Source organism: Pseudomonas sp. CGJS7, from assembly GCF_036961695.1.
Map to the genome: position 1 here is coordinate 147,967 of NZ_JBAMDI010000001.1, position 15,502 is coordinate 163,468.

Sequence of the window (15,502 nt, forward strand, 5' to 3'; positions counted from 1 at the left end):
AGGATTAGCCTGATATGCCGTTCCAGCAAGGTCTGCTTGCCACCCCGGTGCCGGCCCACGCCCGTCACCTGTTCTTCACCCTGCAGTCGCCCGAGGCGTTGCCTGCCGCGCTGGATGCCTTGCTGCCGCAGGTCGATGGCAAACAGTTGCTGCTGGGCGTAGGCGCCCCCTTGGCCAAGGCCCTGGGCCGGGAAATACCCGGCCTGCGCCCGTTCCCGCTGCTGGATGCCGCGGTGGAGAACCCCAGCACCCAACACGCCCTGTGGCTGTGGCTGCGTGGCGACGAACGTGGCGACCTGCTGCTGCGCGCCCAGGCCCTGGAGCAGGCGCTGGCACCCGCCCTGAGCCTGGCCGACAGCGTTGATGGCTTCCTGCACCGGGGCGGCCATGACCTTACCGGTTATGAAGACGGCACCGAAAACCCGGTAGACGAAGAAGCGGTGCAAGCGGCCATTGCCGCAGATGGCTCCAGCTTTGCCGCGTTCCAGTTGTGGAAGCACGACCTGCAATACTTCAAGTCGCTGCCTCAGGCTGACCAGGACAACATCATCGGCCGTCGCTTGAGCGATAACGAAGAACTCGACGACGCCCCCGCGTCCGCGCACGTCAAGCGCACCGCCCAGGAAAGCTTTGAACCCGAGGCGTTCATGGTCCGTCGCTCGGTATCCTGGGCCGACCAACGCGGCGCCGGCCTGGCTTTCGTCGCCCTGGGCAAGAGTTTCGAGGCATTCGAAGTGCAGCTGCGGCGCATGAGTGGCCTGGAAGACGGCATCATCGACGGGCTGTACCGCTTTAGCCGCCCGCTGACGGGGGGCTACTACTGGTGCCCGCCAATGAGCGAGACGGGTGTCGATCTGAGCCCCTTGCTGCGGGCCTGATCTCTAAACATCCGGATACAGAAACACCCGCAGGCGAGGGATAGAGCGGCTAGCCTTGAAAGTTTCCGATTCATGACGGGAGATTTTCCATGTACGCACGTCGTGAAGTCCTACGCGCAGGTGCAACATTGGGGTTGCTGGCCGCCGCCAGCCCTTGGCTGCACGCTGCCGCGCCGGCGGGTTTGCTTGCGCGCAAAGTCCCGTCCACCGGTGAAGCGTTGCCGGTGATCGGTGCCGGTACGTCGGGCAGTTTCGAGGTAGAAAGCGGTTCGCCCCAGTACCTTCAGCTCAAAACGGTGCTCAAGGCATTTTTCGAAGGCGGCGGCCGGGTGATCGACACCTCGCCCAACTACGGGGGCGCCGACAGCATTCTCGGCCAGTTGCTGGAAGAGGGCGGCTGGCACCGACAGTGCTTCCTTGCCACCAAGATCGCCGCCAATAGCCGGGCTGAAGCCCAGGCGCAGTGGGCCGGCAGCCTCAAGAGCCTGCGCACCGACAAGGTCGACTTGCTGCAGATTCACAACCTGCGTGACTGGCAGACGCAGCTGCCTTATGCCCGCGAGCTGAAGCAGCAGGGCGGGACACGTTATGTCGGCATCACCCATTACCTGAACAGTGGCCACGACGACGTCGCCCGTATCGTGCGCAGCGAGCCGCCGGACTTCATCCAGATCAACTACTCGGTCAACGCGCCGGACGCTGCCCGGGAACTGCTGCCGCTGTGCCAGGACAAGGGCGTTGCGGTGTTGATCAATCGGGCCTTCGACGATGGCCGGCTGTTCGCCCGGGTCAAAGGCCAGGCCTTGCCGGGCTGGGCTGCCGAAGCAGGCATCGGCAGCTGGGCACAGCTGTTTCTCAAGTTCGCCATCAGTCACCCGGCAGTGACCACGGTCATACCCGCTACCAGTCGACCTGACCGCCAGCTCGATCAGCTCAAGGCCGGGCATGAGCCAATGCTCACCCAGGCGCAGCAACAGGCGCTGATCACGCAGTTTGCCTGACACCATGCAAACCTGGCGGCGGCGCCTGGACCAAGGGCTGAACATCCAGCCTGGTGAGGGGCCGGCGGTCATCGCCGGCTTGCTGCTGTTCTATCTGCTGTTCACTGGTTACTTCATGCTGCGCCCGGTACGCGAAACCATGGGCGTTGCCGGTGGCGTGGAAAACCTGCAGTGGCTGTTCACCGGCACCTTCCTTGCCACGTTGGCGTGCCTGCCGCTGTTTGGCTGGCTGGCCTCCAGGGTGCAGCGCAGGCATATCCTGCCTTAGACCTATGGTTTTTTCTCCAGCAACCTGTTGCTGTTCGCGGCACTTTTAGCCGGTAACCCTGACAATCTCTGGACCGCCCGGGCGTTCTATATCTGGCTGTCGGTGTTCAATTTGCTGACGATCTCGCTGGCCTGGAGCGTGCTCGCCGATCTGTTTTCCACCGCCCAAGGCAAGCGGCTGTTCGGTCTGCTGGCAGCCGGGGCCAGCCTGGGCGGGCTCAGTGGCCCCGTGCTTGGCACGTTGCTGGTGGCGCCGCTCGGCCATGCCGGGTTGCTGGTGCTGGCGGCGGTGTTTCTGCTGGGCAGTATCGGCGCGACACTGTTCCTGCAACGCTGGCGAGCACGCCAACCTATTGCGATGCAAACCAAACACCAGGACGCGCGGCCACTGGGTGGCAACCCGTTTACCGGCGCCACCGCCGTCCTGCGCTCGCCCTATCTGCTAGGCATCGCTTTGTTCGTGGTATTGCTGGCCAGCGTCAGCACATTCCTGTACTTCGAGCAGGCGCGTATTGTCAGCGAAACCTTCACTGACCGCACCCGGCAGACACAGGTGTTCGGCCTGATCGACACGGTTGTGCAGGCCCTGGCCATCCTCACCCAGGTCTTTCTTACCGGGCGTCTGGCCCGTCGGCTGGGTGTCGGTGTGTTGCTGGTTGCAGTGCCGCTGATAATGGCTGCCGGCTTCTTGTGGCTGGCACTGGCCCCGGTGTTTGCCCTGTTCGTGGTGGTGATGGTGGTGCGCCGGGCAGGTGAATACGCACTGGTGCGGCCAGGGCGGGAGATGCTGTTCACCGTGCTGCCCGCCGAGGACAAGTACAAAGCCAAGAACTTCATCGACACGGTGGTCTACCGTGGCGGCGATGCGCTGAGCGGCTGGGTCAAGCGTGGGTTGGACGTCATGGGCGAGCACCCGCAATTGGCGATGCTGATCGGCGCGCTGCTTGCCGTGGGCTGGGCCGCGACGGGTGGTTGGCTGGGCCGGCGCCAGGCGCGCATGGATAGCCCGCCGCACCACTGACACGCGCACCAAATACGGCGATGCCGCTTATTTAACGCCACCGGTCCGAACCTCTCGTAATAAAGCGAATCTGCCGATATCGCCGAACTCCGAATCTGTGTACGGCATCTTGCCGTGCATTCCGAAGTCATATGAGGTTTGAACACCATGGCCACTAAAGACAACAGCCGCACCGGCAATCAACAAGGCAGCCAAGGCGGTAACAAGAACCCGGGCAATTTCGCCAATGACCGTGAAAAAGCCTCCGAAGCCGGTCGCAAAGGCGGCCAGTCCTCGGGCGGCAACATGCCCCACGACCGCGAGTCGGGCCACAAGGGCGGCCGTTCGTAACTGACCGAGGCGCAGTGCCGGGGCGACCTGGCACTGCAATTATCCAAGGGGGTACTCCATGCGCCTGACTCCACTGATCATCCTGATGGGTTCGCTGAGTTTGGTCGGCGGTTGTTTCGATCGCGACAATGACCACCCCGGCAAAGATTCGGACCCCAGCAAACCTTCGCTGCAGATGCAGCAACCGGATAGCAAGCCTGCACCGCAGCCTGCGCCCGACCCCGAGCCGATGCCGGGGCAGAAGCCGAGCCAGTAAGTAGACAAGGAGCACGGCATGACGGTGATGAACCGCAATACTGCAAGCGCTGCGCAAGTGGCCGCCGAATCGACCAGTCTGCGACAACGCTATGAAACAATGCTCGCAGGGCAGGATGCTGGCAGCGCCTCATGGCTCGAGGAGCAACTGGCGGGTGCCGCAAGCATGCCGGACGACTTGCCCGACACACCGTCCGAGTTGCCGGTCTGGAGCAGAAAGCATGCTGCCAAGGTTGCCGAGGCCTATACCCGTTACATGGCACAACGCCGTCAAGGCATGCCACGCCGTTACTTTTCCAACCGCGCCCACGCATTGTGGTTCCTGCAACAGGTTGCGCCGACCAAGGCCGTCGACGGCGCCTGGCTACAGGGCACCCTGCATCACTGGCGCGACCCACGTTACCACGGGCTGATTCGCACTTACCTGGAAGAGCTCGGCAACGGCGACCCACGCTGCAACCATGTGCTGATCTATCAGCGTCTGCTTGGTCGCCTGGGTTGCGTAGAGGCCATGCCCCTGGATGACACGCGATATCTGCAAGGGGCCCTGCAACTTGCGCTGGGGCAGCATTGCAACAGTTACCTGCCAGAGGTGGTTGGCTACAACCTCGGTTATGAGCAGCCACCGCTGCATCTGTTGATCACCACGTACGAGCTGGCCGAGCTAGGCATCGACGGGCAGTATTTTCAGCTGCACGTGACCATCGACAATGCCGCCAGCGGCCACGCGCGCCTGGCAATCCAGGCATTGAACCAGCTAAGCCCCCCGCGTGACCCCCAGGGGTTCTACGCCAGGGTGCGCCGCGGCTACCGTCTGAATGACCGGGGTATCGCCACGCCAGACCTCATCCGCCAGTTCGACCTGCAAGCTGAACTGTTCGCAGCCTTGGAACGCAAGCGGGTATACGGCCAGTTCATGCATGCCGACCATTGCCGTCTGCAGCAGCGCACGATCAATCAATGGCTGGCCGAACCCGGCGCCATGCCCGCATTCGTTGCCGCATTACAGGCTCATGGCTGGATCCGCAGAGGGCAGCCGCCAGCTAACAGCCGCTGGTGGACGCTGATCGAGGGGCCGTCTGCGGCGATGTTCGGTGTCTTCAACGCCTATGAAAAACAGCTTTGGCATGACTGGATCGCCGACGACTGGCGGCCGTCTACCCGCCGCGTGGCCCCTGGCAGTTGGGGGCTGCCGGAGGTGCATGAGGAAATACCCGGCGACGCCTTGAATGTGGCCCCCGAGGCCTTGATCCAGCGGATGGCTGGCAACCGCCACGCCACGCCGGACGGTCTGTCTGCCACGCGCGCCTACATGCGCGTAACCGGGCTGCGCCAGGAGGAACCGCGTTGATGATGCTTGCGCCCAGGCAAATCGAGGCAGACCAGGCGTTGCTGCAACTGGGACAGCGCCTGCGTGCCGATGGATACCGCTTTACCTGCGTAACGCCCGCCACCCACGCGCGCGTCAATGCCCGCGTGGGCTGCGGGCAGGCCAGCACCCTGCGCGATGTATTCGGCTGGAGCCGACCTTTCGACCCCGGTTTGCTGTCGGAAGATCAGTTGCAGTTGCTCGAACGTGCGCAGGCGTTAGTTGCGCAGGGTGAACTGCTGACCAGCACGGTACGCTGGTCCAGCCTGGATGAATTTCTGTTGCTGCATTCGGCGTTTCCAACCGACGCCAGCGATGCCGTGTTCTTCGGCCCGGACAGTTACCGCTTTGCCCAGGTCATTCACGATCACCTTCAGCACTGCCCCGCGCGGGTCGAGCATGCAGTGGATATCGGCTGTGGCAGCGGGGTGGGCGCCTTGCTGATTGCCCGCGCCGCCCAGCACGCACAGGTCAGCGCCGTTGACATCAACCCCCTGGCACTGCGCTATACGGCAATCAATGCAGCCCTGGCGGGTGTGAGTAACGTGTCGGTCGAGCCCAGCGACTTGCTGGACGGTATCAGCGGCACGTTCGACCTGATCGTTGCCAACCCGCCCTACATGCTTGACCCCAACGCCCGCCTGTACCGTCACGGCGGAGGCGCGCTAGGCGTCGACCTGTCGCTACGTATCGTGGAGCAGGCTCGCGATCGGCTGAGCCGCCACGGTACGTTGCTGCTATACACAGGGGTGGCCATTGTCGAAGGCCGCGATGCCTTGCTCGAAGCCATCCGCCTGCGCCTGGCCGGTCAGGATTGGGCCTGGGTGTATCGGGAAATCGACCCCGATGTATTTGGCGAGCAACTGGCTGAGCCGGGCTATGAACAGGTCGAGCGCATCGCCGCCGTGGCGCTCACCGTTACCCGCAGCCGCTGAGTCAGCATGATCCGGCCCTGTACGTTCGGCATCGAGGAAGAGTACCTGCTGGTGAAACTGGGCTCGGGTCAGGTTACGGCTACACCGTCACCCGTGGTGATGGGGCGCTGCCGTGAAGCACTTGGCCGCTATTTCGCCCAGGAAATGTTCCGCAGCCAGATCGAGCTGGCGTCGCCGGTGTTCACCAACCTGTATGAAGCACGTGAGTTTTTCCAGCGCAGCCGTCAACGGCTGCGCGTGGCATTGGCCGAAGAGGGGATGGGGCCATACGCTGCGGCAAGCCACCCCTGCGCCGCGTGGCTGCTGCAGAAGCCCGCGGCACAAGGGCACTATAAGCAGCTGTTCGATGACTACCGCCATGTGGCAAGGCGTAGCCTGCTCAATGGCCTGCATGTGCACGTTGGCGTGCCGCCGGCTTGTGACCGCATGCAACTGATCAACCGCCTTTTGCCCTGGTTACCGTTGTTGCTGGCGTTGAGCACTTCGTCGCCCCTGTGGGCTGGCCAGCCTACCGGGTACATGAGCTATCGCCGTGTGATCTGTGGTGAGTGGCCGCACATGGGCTTGCCCGAAGCGTTGCCGGACTGGGCCGCCTATGAACGCTACCGTACCCTGTTGCAGCGAACCGGTGCACTGGCTGCCGATGGCGACCTTTGGTGGGCAATCCGGCCTTCGCGGCGCTATCCGACAGTGGAGTTGCGCATCTGCGATGGCTGCCCGAATCTGGAAGACGTTCTGTGCATTGCAGCACTGTTTCGCCACCTGGTTGAACACAGCATTGCCTACCGCCATGACCCGCTGCCCAGCAGCCGCGAATTGCGCTGGATCGCCCAGGAGAACTACTGGCGTGCCATGCGCCATGGGCGCCACGCACAATTCATAGGTTGTCACGAGCAGCAGCCGGTCACGGCGCAAGGCTGGCTCGCCCAACTGCAGGCCCAGATGCCCATAGACAGCGCGGACGCCGAGCGCGCCTGCCAGCACGCCCTGCACGTGCTGCGCCATGGTACCCATGCCGACCAGCAATTGCTCTGCCTGGCACAGGCCAGGGCAGACGGGCGTGGCAAAGAGCAGGCGCTACGCGCCGTGGTGGCTGCCGGGACTTGCATTTAGCCCGGGTTGACCGACAATGGCCGCGCCCTTTGCAGCCACTCGGAAACACCTGCTCCATGATGCTTATCAAGCAATTCCCCGACATTTCCCTGGATGACACGCTGTTCGTCTTTGCCCTCGAGGCCGAGGCTGGCGATGTCTTTACCGAGGTGAACACCGTATTCACCGGCATTGGCAAGGTCAATGCCGCTATCGCCCTGACCAAGGCGATAGCCAGGCGCAGGCCCAAACTTATCGTCAACCTGGGCTCGGCTGGCAGCCAGCGTCATGGCAAGGGCGAAGTCGTGTGCTGTAACCGCTTCGTTCAACGCGACATGGATGTGACCCCACTGGGCTTTGCCCGTTATGAAACGCCCTTGTCCGACACCCCGGTGGTACTCGAACACGGGGTGGCAATACCCGGCCTGGCTGTGGAAGCCTGTGGCAGCGGTGACAGCTTCGAGATCAACCATGGCGACGCGCCTTATGACGTGGTCGACATGGAAGCCTACGTGCTGGCATTGATCGCGCGTGACGAAGGTATTCCGTTCGTGTGCCTTAAATACATTTCCGATGATGCCGGCAGCGATGCTGCGCAGGATTGGGCAGTGCAAGTGCACCTGGCGGCCGAAGCGTTCAAGCGGGTGCTGTTCAGCCAGGCGTGACAGTTGCCGCAGGGCAGGGCAGCTAAACCTTTGTCGCCCGGCGCAGTCACTTCTGGTATCAGCAGGCAACCCTGGGAGCACCCTCATGGCTCGGGCAATCTGGAAAGGCGCCATCAGTTTTGGCCTTGTGCACATCCCCGTGGCACTCAATACCGCCGTGCGCACCGAGCGCGTGGACTTCGACTGGCTGGACAAGCGCAGCATGGAGCCGGTCGGCTACAAGCGGGTGAACAAAGTGACCGGCAAGGAAATCGACAAGGACAATATCGTCAAGGGCGTAGAGTTCGAGAAGGGCCGCTATGTGGTGATCAGTGAGGAGGAGATCCGCAAGGCCCGGCCCGAAGCGACCCAGACGATCGATATCTTTTCCTTTGTGGAAGCGGGCGATATTCCGCTGCAGCATTTTGATACGCCGTACTACCTGACCCCGGACCGCCGTGGCGGCAAGGTGTACGCCTTGCTGCGCGAGACGCTGGAAAAGACCGGCAAGGTGGCACTGGCCACCGTGGTATTGCATACCCGGCAGCACTTGGCGCTGCTGCGGCCGCTGGACCAGGCGCTGGTGATGATCACCTTGCGCTGGCCTGAAGAGGTGCGCGGGCTGGAAACGCTGGAGCTCGAAGCCAGCGTGACCGACAGCAAGGTGGAGAAGCGTGAGCTGGAGATGGCCAAGCGCCTGGTGGAGGACATGAGCGGGCCCTGGAAGCCTGAGGATTATCACGACGCCTTCCGCCAGACGATCATGGACCTGGTGGAAGAGAAGGCCAGCAAGGGCAAGATCGAGGCGGTGGAGAAGGGCGACGCAGGGGGGGCCGAGAAAGGTGCGGACATCCTCGACCTGACCGAACTGCTCAAGCGCAGCCTGGGTGGCAAGAAACCGGTGAAGAAAACGCGCAAGGCTTCATGAACACCGCCGAAATCCATTGATTTCAGGACTGCGCCTGCAACCCGGCCAGGTAATCACCAAACCCCTCGCGGGCGCGGCTGTCGCGCCGGCTGCTGGTGGCCACGCTATGCCTGGCGGTCCAGACGATCTGGGCGCCGCTGGCCTGCAGGTCGCTGACCAGTTGCACATCCTCATGCGCCGCCAGGGGCTGGAAGCCACCCACACGCTCGTAAGCATCGGCGCAGACCCCCAGATTCGCGCCATGCACATGCCGATGCCCTTCACAAGCCTGGTAGCGGCTCTGGTACAGCTTGCGCAGCGCGGCGGTCTGCCAGGGTTGCCAGTACTCGATATGCACGGTGCCGCAAACCACCTCGGCGCTACAGGCCAGCTGCGACAGCAGCCAGTGCGCCGGGACCCGGCTGTCCGCATCGGTGCACGCCAGCCATGTGGCGCCACGCTCGACCATGTGCGCGGCCCCCACACGACGTGCCATGCCGACATTACCGGCTTCCACCTCCAGCATGTGTACTCCGAAACGCCGCGCCACGGCGGCGCTGCCGTCGCTGCAACGGTCCAGTACCACCAGCACTTCCACGTGCAGTCCCGCTTGCTGCGCCTGCCGGGCAGCCACCAGCACCGCCCGCAGGCATCGTCCAAGGCGGCGGGCTTCGTTATGCGCCGGGATGACAACGGCGATCATGGGCAAGTCTCATCGAGATCGACGACGCTTGGCTGGCATGACCAGTATTCCAGCAAAAAGTCCGCCTCCTCATGCCGAAACTGCTGATGCAACGGCAAATGCCGGGTCAATAGGCGGTGCACTTCGCGACCGTCCTGCGGGCAACCCGCGATAGGGTGCTTCCAGTGGCAGGCCAGCAGCGCACCGTCGTAGCTGAGGCTGGCCAACGATTGTTCGATGACCTGCAGCCAGTCAGTGGGATCGAGGTAATAGCCCACCTCGCTGAGCACGATCAGGTCAAAGCGCCCGCCTGGCCAGTCCCCCGGTAACCGGGCCAGTTCGACCGAAGCATTGTGCAGGTGCGCCAGGCGTTCCCGGGCCAGGCCTACGGCCGTGGGGTCCAGGTCCTGGCACAGCAGGTCGGCGCAGCGTTCGGCCAGTAGCGCACTGAGCTCGCCATTTGCGCAGGCTGGCTCGAACACGCGCTGATAGCACTGCCGTGGCAGGCTGGCCATCACCAGCTCGCGTTTGCGCTTCTCGTACCAGCGGGTGCGAAAGGCCCAAGGGTCTTCATTGGTGGCGTATAGCTCGGCAAAATACTGTGGATCGAGGCTCATGACAGCTCCATTCAAAGGAACACCAGTTCGAAAGGTTGCAGAAGGCAATCCAGCAGGTGCGGCGGTAGCACCGGCGGCTGCTCGCCGTCCGGCTGTAGCTGGCTGACATGGGCGGCCAAGGCCTTGCGCTTGCGTGCCAGACGGCTTTCATCGAGCTGCACGCGGTGCGCACGGGGCCATGGCAGGCGCGGGTCGTCAGGCTCGGCCCAGTGCCAGGCCCAGACCGGTACCTCAGCCAAGTGCACCCCACGGCTTGCCGCCGCCTGCGCAGCGGCGCGGCCGACGGCCTCGTGATCGCAATGGCCGTCACTGCGCCAGGTGGCCATCAGCAGGTCATCGGGTCGCAGTAGCTGGGTGAGGTGATGGGTCAGAAACGCTTCTTCGCGCGGCAACTGGCCATCCTTCAGGTGGAGCCTGCGCCAGTCCAGGCGTTCAAGGTCCAGGTCGAGCTGTTGCAGGGCCTGTCGGCTTTCCTGGGGACGCTGGCGGCGCAAGCGATGTTCGGTCCAGTGGCTGGAGCCGGGGTGGCTGCCTTCGCCGTCGGTGGCGGAGATCAACACCAGCTCATCCTCACGCCCCTTGAAGCCTGCCAGCAGGCCGCCGGCCATGAGAATTTCGTCATCCGGATGCGGCGCGATCAATACCAGCCGGCGCCCCGGCGGGCACAGTTGGCGTGAGTCGAGCCAGGTCGCACGCGCCAGGTGCGCGCTTTGCTGCCAGGCTGCCCAAGGCGTGCCGCCCGCGGACTGGATCAGGTTCTGGCTCATAGTTGCCACATCCCGGCTGGCAACTGGGCCAGCTGCTGGCCCAGCATCGCCAGATCACGCTCGGCGTGGCTCTGACGCAGGAACACCGGCAGGTCGGCGCTCAGCCGGGCAAAATGACTGCTGCGACAGAACGGCGTGGCCCCCAAGGCACGCCCGACGTGGCTGATGACCTGCTCTACTGCCTGTTCTACCTGGGCGCGGGTGCGGCGAACTTCGAAACTGGCATCCACACCGGGCTGTTGATCGATCCAGGCAGCACATTCACGCAGTGACGCACGGGCGCCATACAATGCAGCGTCCACAGCGCCCAGATGCGCATCGGCATGCGGGTCTGGGCGGGGTTTGCGGCAATGTTCACGCAGGTAATCCGCCAGCGCCTCGGCCGCGCCGTACCAGCAGGCGGCGATACCCGCACCGCCTTGCCAGAAGCCAGGGCGCGAGAGGTATTGGCCTGGCGAGCCGATGAGCGTGCCTGGGGTATCGTTGAACGCCACCTCGACACTGGCGGTAGTGGCCATGCCAACGGCCTGCCAGTGCTCGATGTTCAGGCCCTGGCTTGGCTGTGACAGCTCGATTGCCACCAATTGCGGCTGCTCGGCCTCATCCCAGGCAGTAATCAGCGCGCGATCGATCTGCAAGGCACCGGAACACCAGGCCTTGGTGCCGTTGAGGCGCACCTGGTCACCTTCACGCGCAGTGATGTGGACCCGCGCATCGGGTGGCTCTGCCGCCCACACGCCCCAGATGCCGTCGTTGGCGTGGTGCGCTGCGCCGCATTCCGCCAGGATCGCCAAGGCATCGGTGTGGCCCTCATAGAGCTTGGCCAATGCCAGGTCACAGCCGGCCACCCGTGCCAAGGTCTGCCAGCGACGCAAGGTGTTGCCTTGCCCCGGCAACGGTAGCAGGTCGAGGTGATCAGCTTGCAGCGCCTGGATCAGTTGCGGCAATTGGGTATCGAGGTTGAGCGGTAGCTGGCGTTCGCCAAAGGTGCGTAAAAGGCGGTCAAGGGTGGTCAGGTTGAAGTCCTGAACGATGCTCATGGGCGGGCCTCCCGGGTCGTGTCCAATCGCTTTGGCGTCATCATTCGAGCCCTAGCTGCTTGCGCATGCGCGCGGTGATCGACTGGCGTACCTTGCCCATGTCGGCCCAAGGGTCGTCGACCTCCGCCAGACGCTCGCGCAGGTTGGTGATGTTCCATTGGTTGGCGCCTTTTATTTGCGCCAGCTCCTCACGCCAGACAGGTACCGATACCGGCAGCCCGTCACGGGCACGCAGTGAATAGGCGCACGCCGTGGTGGCGCCTTTGCCGTTGCGCAGGTAGTCGATGAAGATGCGTCCCACGCGATTTTTCGGCCCCGACACCGCGCTCAGGCGCTCCGGAAACAGCTTGGCCAGGTAATTGACGATGGCGTGGCTGAAGTCCTTGACCTCGTCCCACCCGGCTCGCCGGGTCAAGGGCACAACCACGTGAATACCCTTGCCACCACTGGTTTTCAGGAACACCTTGAGGCCCAGTTCGTCCAGCAGGGTGAGGGTCAGTTGGGTCGCCTCCACCATGGCCCTCCAGGGCAGCGCAGGGTCAGGGTCAAGGTCGAGGACAAAACGGTCCGGTTTATCGAAATCCTTGTCCGTGGCGTTCCAGGTGTGCAGCTCCAGCATGTTCATCTGCACCGCACCCAGCAACGTATCGGCGCGATTGATGACCATCGCTGCCTGGCCGGCCTCGGCCTTTTCGTAGCTGAGTACATTGGGTATGTGCAGTTGGCCCGCGTTTTTCTGGAAGAACAGCTCGCCGCCCAGGCCGTCCGGGGCGCGTACCAATGCCACCGGGCGATGCTTGAGCTGGGGCAGGATCCACTGGCTGATGCCGGCGTAATACTCGGCGACCTCACGCTTGGTCACCCCGGTTGAAGGGTCGATGACCCGGTCGGGGTGGGTCAGCCGCAGTTCACCCAGGTTCTCGGACGCCTTGGCCTGCTTGTTGCGGCTGGATACAGTTTTGGCGGGCATGGCGCGCTCCAGGTCAATGGCGGTTGCCGCCTTGTCATCGCGCAGGCCGTGGAACACCGAATGGCGCACGATGCCGTCACGGGTCATCTGGGCAAAGGCGACTTCCGCCAACAGCTGCGGCCGCAGCCAGTGCACACCACGCGCTTCGGCTCCGGCCGGCGGTGAGGGCAGGGCAGGGCTGGCGATTTCCAGGGGCTTGAGCCGCGCATGGATGCTGGCCAGTGTCGTGGTATTGAAGCCGGTACCAACCTTGCCGGCATAGCGCAGCTCGCCACTCTCATTGTCGTGCAGGGCCAGCAGCAGGGCACCGAAGCCGCTGCGGCTGCCTTTGGGGTCGGTGTAGCCGACGATCACGAATTCCTGGCGTTGCTTGCACTTGAGCTTGATCCAGTCCGGGCTACGGCGGCCGCTGTAAACACTGTCAGCCCGCTTGCCGATCAGGCCTTCCAGCTTCAGCCGGCAGGCACTGTCGAGTAGCGATTCGACAGGTTCGTCGAAGTCGGCGGAATACTTGATGACGTCGGAATGGTTGTGCTCAAGCAGTTGGCGCAATGTATCGCGGCGGTTCTGCAGCGGTAGCTGTCGCAGGTCCTGACCGCCCAGAAATGGCAGGTCGAACAGGTAATAGGTGATGCGTTCGTCGTGCTCGGTATCGAAGGCGTTCTGCAGCGCCTGGAAATCAGCCATGCCGGTGTCATCGGCCACCACCATTTCGCCATCGAGCCAGGCCGAGTCGATGCCCAGCGCGCGCAGGGCGGCAACCTGCCGGGGCATCTTGCTGCTCCAGTCATGGCCGTTGCGGGTGAACAGGCGGATGTCCTGGCCCTCGATGCGGGCCAGGATACGGTAGCCATCGAACTTGACTTCGTAGCGCCAGTCGCCGCTGGGGGGAGAGTCCACCAACGTTGCCAGCTGTGGCTGTAACTGTGCTGGCAAGGGTGCAGCCTGAGCTTTGTCGGCGCGTTTACGGCTGCTGCGCGGGGCAGTGGCTTTTTTGGCAGCGGATTTGCGTGGCACCAGCGTGCGCTCGCTGAGCACGCTGTCGGGCAGGGCCTCGACAATGCTGTACTCGGTTTCGCTGCGCGCCTGGGCGTCGTGCGACTTGACCAGCATCCATTGCTCTTTCTTGCCGGCCAGGTGGGTGCGGAACAGGTTCCACACGCCGCCTAGCTTCTCACCCAGCAGGCGGAATCGCAGCTTGCCTTTGGCGTAGGCTTCATGCGCGTCGCCTTCAGGCTCCCAGATACCGCGGTCCCAGACGATCACGTCCCCTGCACCATAGTGGCCTTCCGGGATATGGCCCTCGAAATCGGCGTAGTCCAGCGGGTGATCCTCCACATGCACCGCCAGGCGGCGCACCTTGGGGTCCAACGACGGACCTTTGGGGATCGCCCAGCTTTTCAGGGTGCCATCGAGCTCCAGGCGGAAGTCGTAGTGCAAATGACTGGCGTCGTGTTTCTGGATGCAGAACTGCAGCGCATGGGCCCGTTTGCCACGTTTGCGTTTGCCGCTGGGCTCGGGTGTAGCGTTGAAGTCGCGCTTGCGCGCATATTCCTGCAGGGGCTTGGCCATGGCGGGCTCCGGGCAGATCACGGTCTCTAACGTGGGAGGCGCCGGCCGAGGCGGTAGTTCAAAAAACTCTGAATCTTCCGTGAGCTGGCGTAGTCGACCGAATGAAGCCACCTGATGGAGAACGCACATGACCCGACCCGATGCACCTAAGCCATACACCCCCACCGAAATCGATGACATCGAAGACCGCATGGGCAGCGTGCATGAGCTGGATTTCGATGAACGCCTGGATGAGCGCGAAGGGCGTGTGGGCGACGAGCGACCGGCCGCCGAGGTCGACCGTGAGTTTCCCCCCCGGCGCGTGGCGCAAAGTGGCATGACCGGCGGCGAGGCGCTGAGTGACAGCCTGCATGAGGACAATGTCACCTACGACGATTTGAGCCCGGACACCCTGCTGGACGAAACCGGTGCCCGCGACCCCCACGAACCGGGCGGCAGTGGCGGCCCGGCAGACCAGCGTCTGCGCGAGGTGGATGCCGATGAGATCGGTGGCGGCATTGGCCTGGACGAGGCCGAACTGGCCCGATCCGCGCCGCTAGACGGGGTGCCCTGGACCGACGATGTGATAGACGACGAGGAGAGCAAGCCATGAACGAACAACGCTGCGCCTGCGCGCACTGTTCCTGCACGGTGGATGCCAATGCCTTGCAACGCGACGGCAAGGCCTACTGCTGCCAGGCCTGTGCCAGCGGGCACAGCAACAGTGAGCCATGCCGGATGCAGGACTGCCATTGCGGTGAAAAGCCAAGTGAGAACGCGGTGGACAATGCACTGGATGAAACCTTTCCGGCGAGCGATCCGATATCGCCCTGAAGCCAGTAGGCGGGCTGCCTTTTCACCCGGTCGCCCAGTCCTTTGGGCCTAGGGTGTTGCGTTGCCTGCTTCGCGGGTAAACCCGCTCCTACATTTACGGCGCATGGCTTGGGCCTGGTTGGTTTCTCGGCGTGTCCCCCCGTAGGAGCGGGTTCACCCGCGAACACCGGCAAAGCCGGTGCCATGCAACGTGTTGCCTGCTTCGCGGGTAAACCCGCTCCTACATTTATGGCGCATGTCTTGGGCCTGGTTGGTTTCTTGGCGCGTCCCCCGTAGGAGCGGGTTCACCCGCGAACACCGGCAAAGCCGGTGCCATGCAGCGTGTTGCCTGCTTCGCGGGTA

General features: G+C 63.6%; 15 protein-coding genes and 2 pseudogenes. 12 read left to right on the plus strand and 5 right to left on the minus strand.

Annotation, left to right across the window (positions count from 1 at the left end; translation table 11 throughout):
* Positions 1–14 precede the first annotated feature (14 nt).
* From V7787_RS00675 to ku, 10 genes and pseudogenes are all read left to right on the plus strand, one after another.
* Positions 15–878, plus strand: a complete 864-nt coding sequence (locus V7787_RS00675) for a Dyp-type peroxidase (protein WP_064492029.1) — start codon at positions 15–17, stop codon at positions 876–878.
* A gap of 89 nt (positions 879–967) precedes the next feature.
* On the plus strand, positions 968–1,879 hold the full coding sequence (locus V7787_RS00680; protein WP_064492030.1) for an aldo/keto reductase: 912 nt from the start codon (positions 968–970) through the stop codon (positions 1,877–1,879).
* Between the two features lie 4 nt (positions 1,880–1,883).
* Positions 1,884–3,167: pseudogene (locus tag V7787_RS00685) on the plus strand (NTP/NDP exchange transporter).
* A gap of 204 nt (positions 3,168–3,371) precedes the next feature.
* A pseudogene (locus V7787_RS00690) lies at positions 3,372–3,497 on the plus strand (general stress protein); the annotation flags it as partial.
* 58 nt (positions 3,498–3,555) lie between these two features.
* Positions 3,556–3,753 carry a hypothetical protein gene (locus tag V7787_RS00695; RefSeq protein WP_021784729.1) on the plus strand — a complete coding sequence of 66 codons (198 nt, stop codon included), beginning with the start codon at positions 3,556–3,558 and terminating at the stop codon, positions 3,751–3,753.
* Between the two features lie 18 nt (positions 3,754–3,771).
* Positions 3,772–5,103: an iron-containing redox enzyme family protein gene (locus V7787_RS00700; RefSeq protein WP_064492032.1), complete on the plus strand. Its 1,332-nt coding sequence runs from the start codon at positions 3,772–3,774 to the stop codon at positions 5,101–5,103.
* Positions 5,103–6,056 carry a class I SAM-dependent methyltransferase gene (locus tag V7787_RS00705; protein ID WP_336084796.1) on the plus strand — a complete coding sequence of 318 codons (954 nt, stop codon included), beginning with the start codon at positions 5,103–5,105 and terminating at the stop codon, positions 6,054–6,056. The genes V7787_RS00700 and V7787_RS00705 overlap by 1 nt, the downstream gene beginning before the upstream one ends.
* Positions 6,057–6,062: 6 nt before the next feature.
* Positions 6,063–7,169: a carboxylate-amine ligase gene (locus V7787_RS00710; RefSeq protein WP_336084798.1), complete on the plus strand. Its 1,107-nt coding sequence runs from the start codon at positions 6,063–6,065 to the stop codon at positions 7,167–7,169.
* 56 nt (positions 7,170–7,225) lie between these two features.
* On the plus strand, positions 7,226–7,813 hold the full coding sequence (locus tag V7787_RS00715; protein WP_198746946.1) for a 5'-methylthioadenosine/S-adenosylhomocysteine nucleosidase family protein: 588 nt from the start codon (positions 7,226–7,228) through the stop codon (positions 7,811–7,813).
* 85 nt (positions 7,814–7,898) lie between these two features.
* Entirely contained in the window at positions 7,899–8,720 is an 822-nt protein-coding gene (ku, locus tag V7787_RS00720) for a non-homologous end joining protein Ku (RefSeq protein WP_336084801.1), read from the plus strand.
* Positions 8,721–8,742: 22 nt separating this feature from the next.
* On the opposite strand, the gene V7787_RS00725 is transcribed toward ku, so the two are convergent.
* The 5 genes from V7787_RS00725 to ligD are packed head-to-tail and all read right to left on the minus strand — an operon-like array spanning position 8,743 to position 14,347.
* Complete coding sequence (locus tag V7787_RS00725) at positions 8,743–9,402, minus strand: glycosyltransferase (RefSeq protein ID WP_029615402.1); 660 nt, start codon at positions 9,400–9,402, stop codon at positions 8,743–8,745.
* Positions 9,399–9,998 carry a class I SAM-dependent methyltransferase gene (locus tag V7787_RS00730; protein WP_020190824.1) on the minus strand — a complete coding sequence of 200 codons (600 nt, stop codon included), beginning with the start codon at positions 9,996–9,998 and terminating at the stop codon, positions 9,399–9,401. Before V7787_RS00730 ends, V7787_RS00725 begins: the two co-directional genes overlap by 4 nt.
* Positions 9,999–10,009: 11 nt before the next feature.
* Entirely contained in the window at positions 10,010–10,765 is a 756-nt protein-coding gene (locus tag V7787_RS00735; RefSeq protein ID WP_198746948.1) for a PIG-L deacetylase family protein, read from the minus strand.
* Positions 10,762–11,805, minus strand: a complete 1,044-nt coding sequence (locus tag V7787_RS00740) for an acyl-CoA dehydrogenase (RefSeq protein WP_336084805.1) — start codon at positions 11,803–11,805, stop codon at positions 10,762–10,764. The genes V7787_RS00735 and V7787_RS00740 overlap by 4 nt, the downstream gene beginning before the upstream one ends.
* A gap of 40 nt (positions 11,806–11,845) precedes the next feature.
* On the minus strand, positions 11,846–14,347 hold the full coding sequence (gene ligD, locus V7787_RS00745; protein ID WP_198746949.1) for a DNA ligase D: 2,502 nt from the start codon (positions 14,345–14,347) through the stop codon (positions 11,846–11,848).
* 127 nt (positions 14,348–14,474) lie between these two features.
* Between ligD and V7787_RS00750 the strand changes: the two genes are divergently transcribed.
* Positions 14,475–14,939, plus strand: a complete 465-nt coding sequence (locus V7787_RS00750) for a phosphotransferase system, HPr-related protein (protein ID WP_198746950.1) — start codon at positions 14,475–14,477, stop codon at positions 14,937–14,939.
* Positions 14,936–15,160 (plus strand): metallothionein, encoded by a 225-nt coding sequence (locus V7787_RS00755; RefSeq protein ID WP_020190819.1) that lies wholly within the window; start codon positions 14,936–14,938, stop codon positions 15,158–15,160. The genes V7787_RS00750 and V7787_RS00755 overlap by 4 nt, the downstream gene beginning before the upstream one ends.
* Positions 15,161–15,502: the final 342 nt, after the last annotated feature.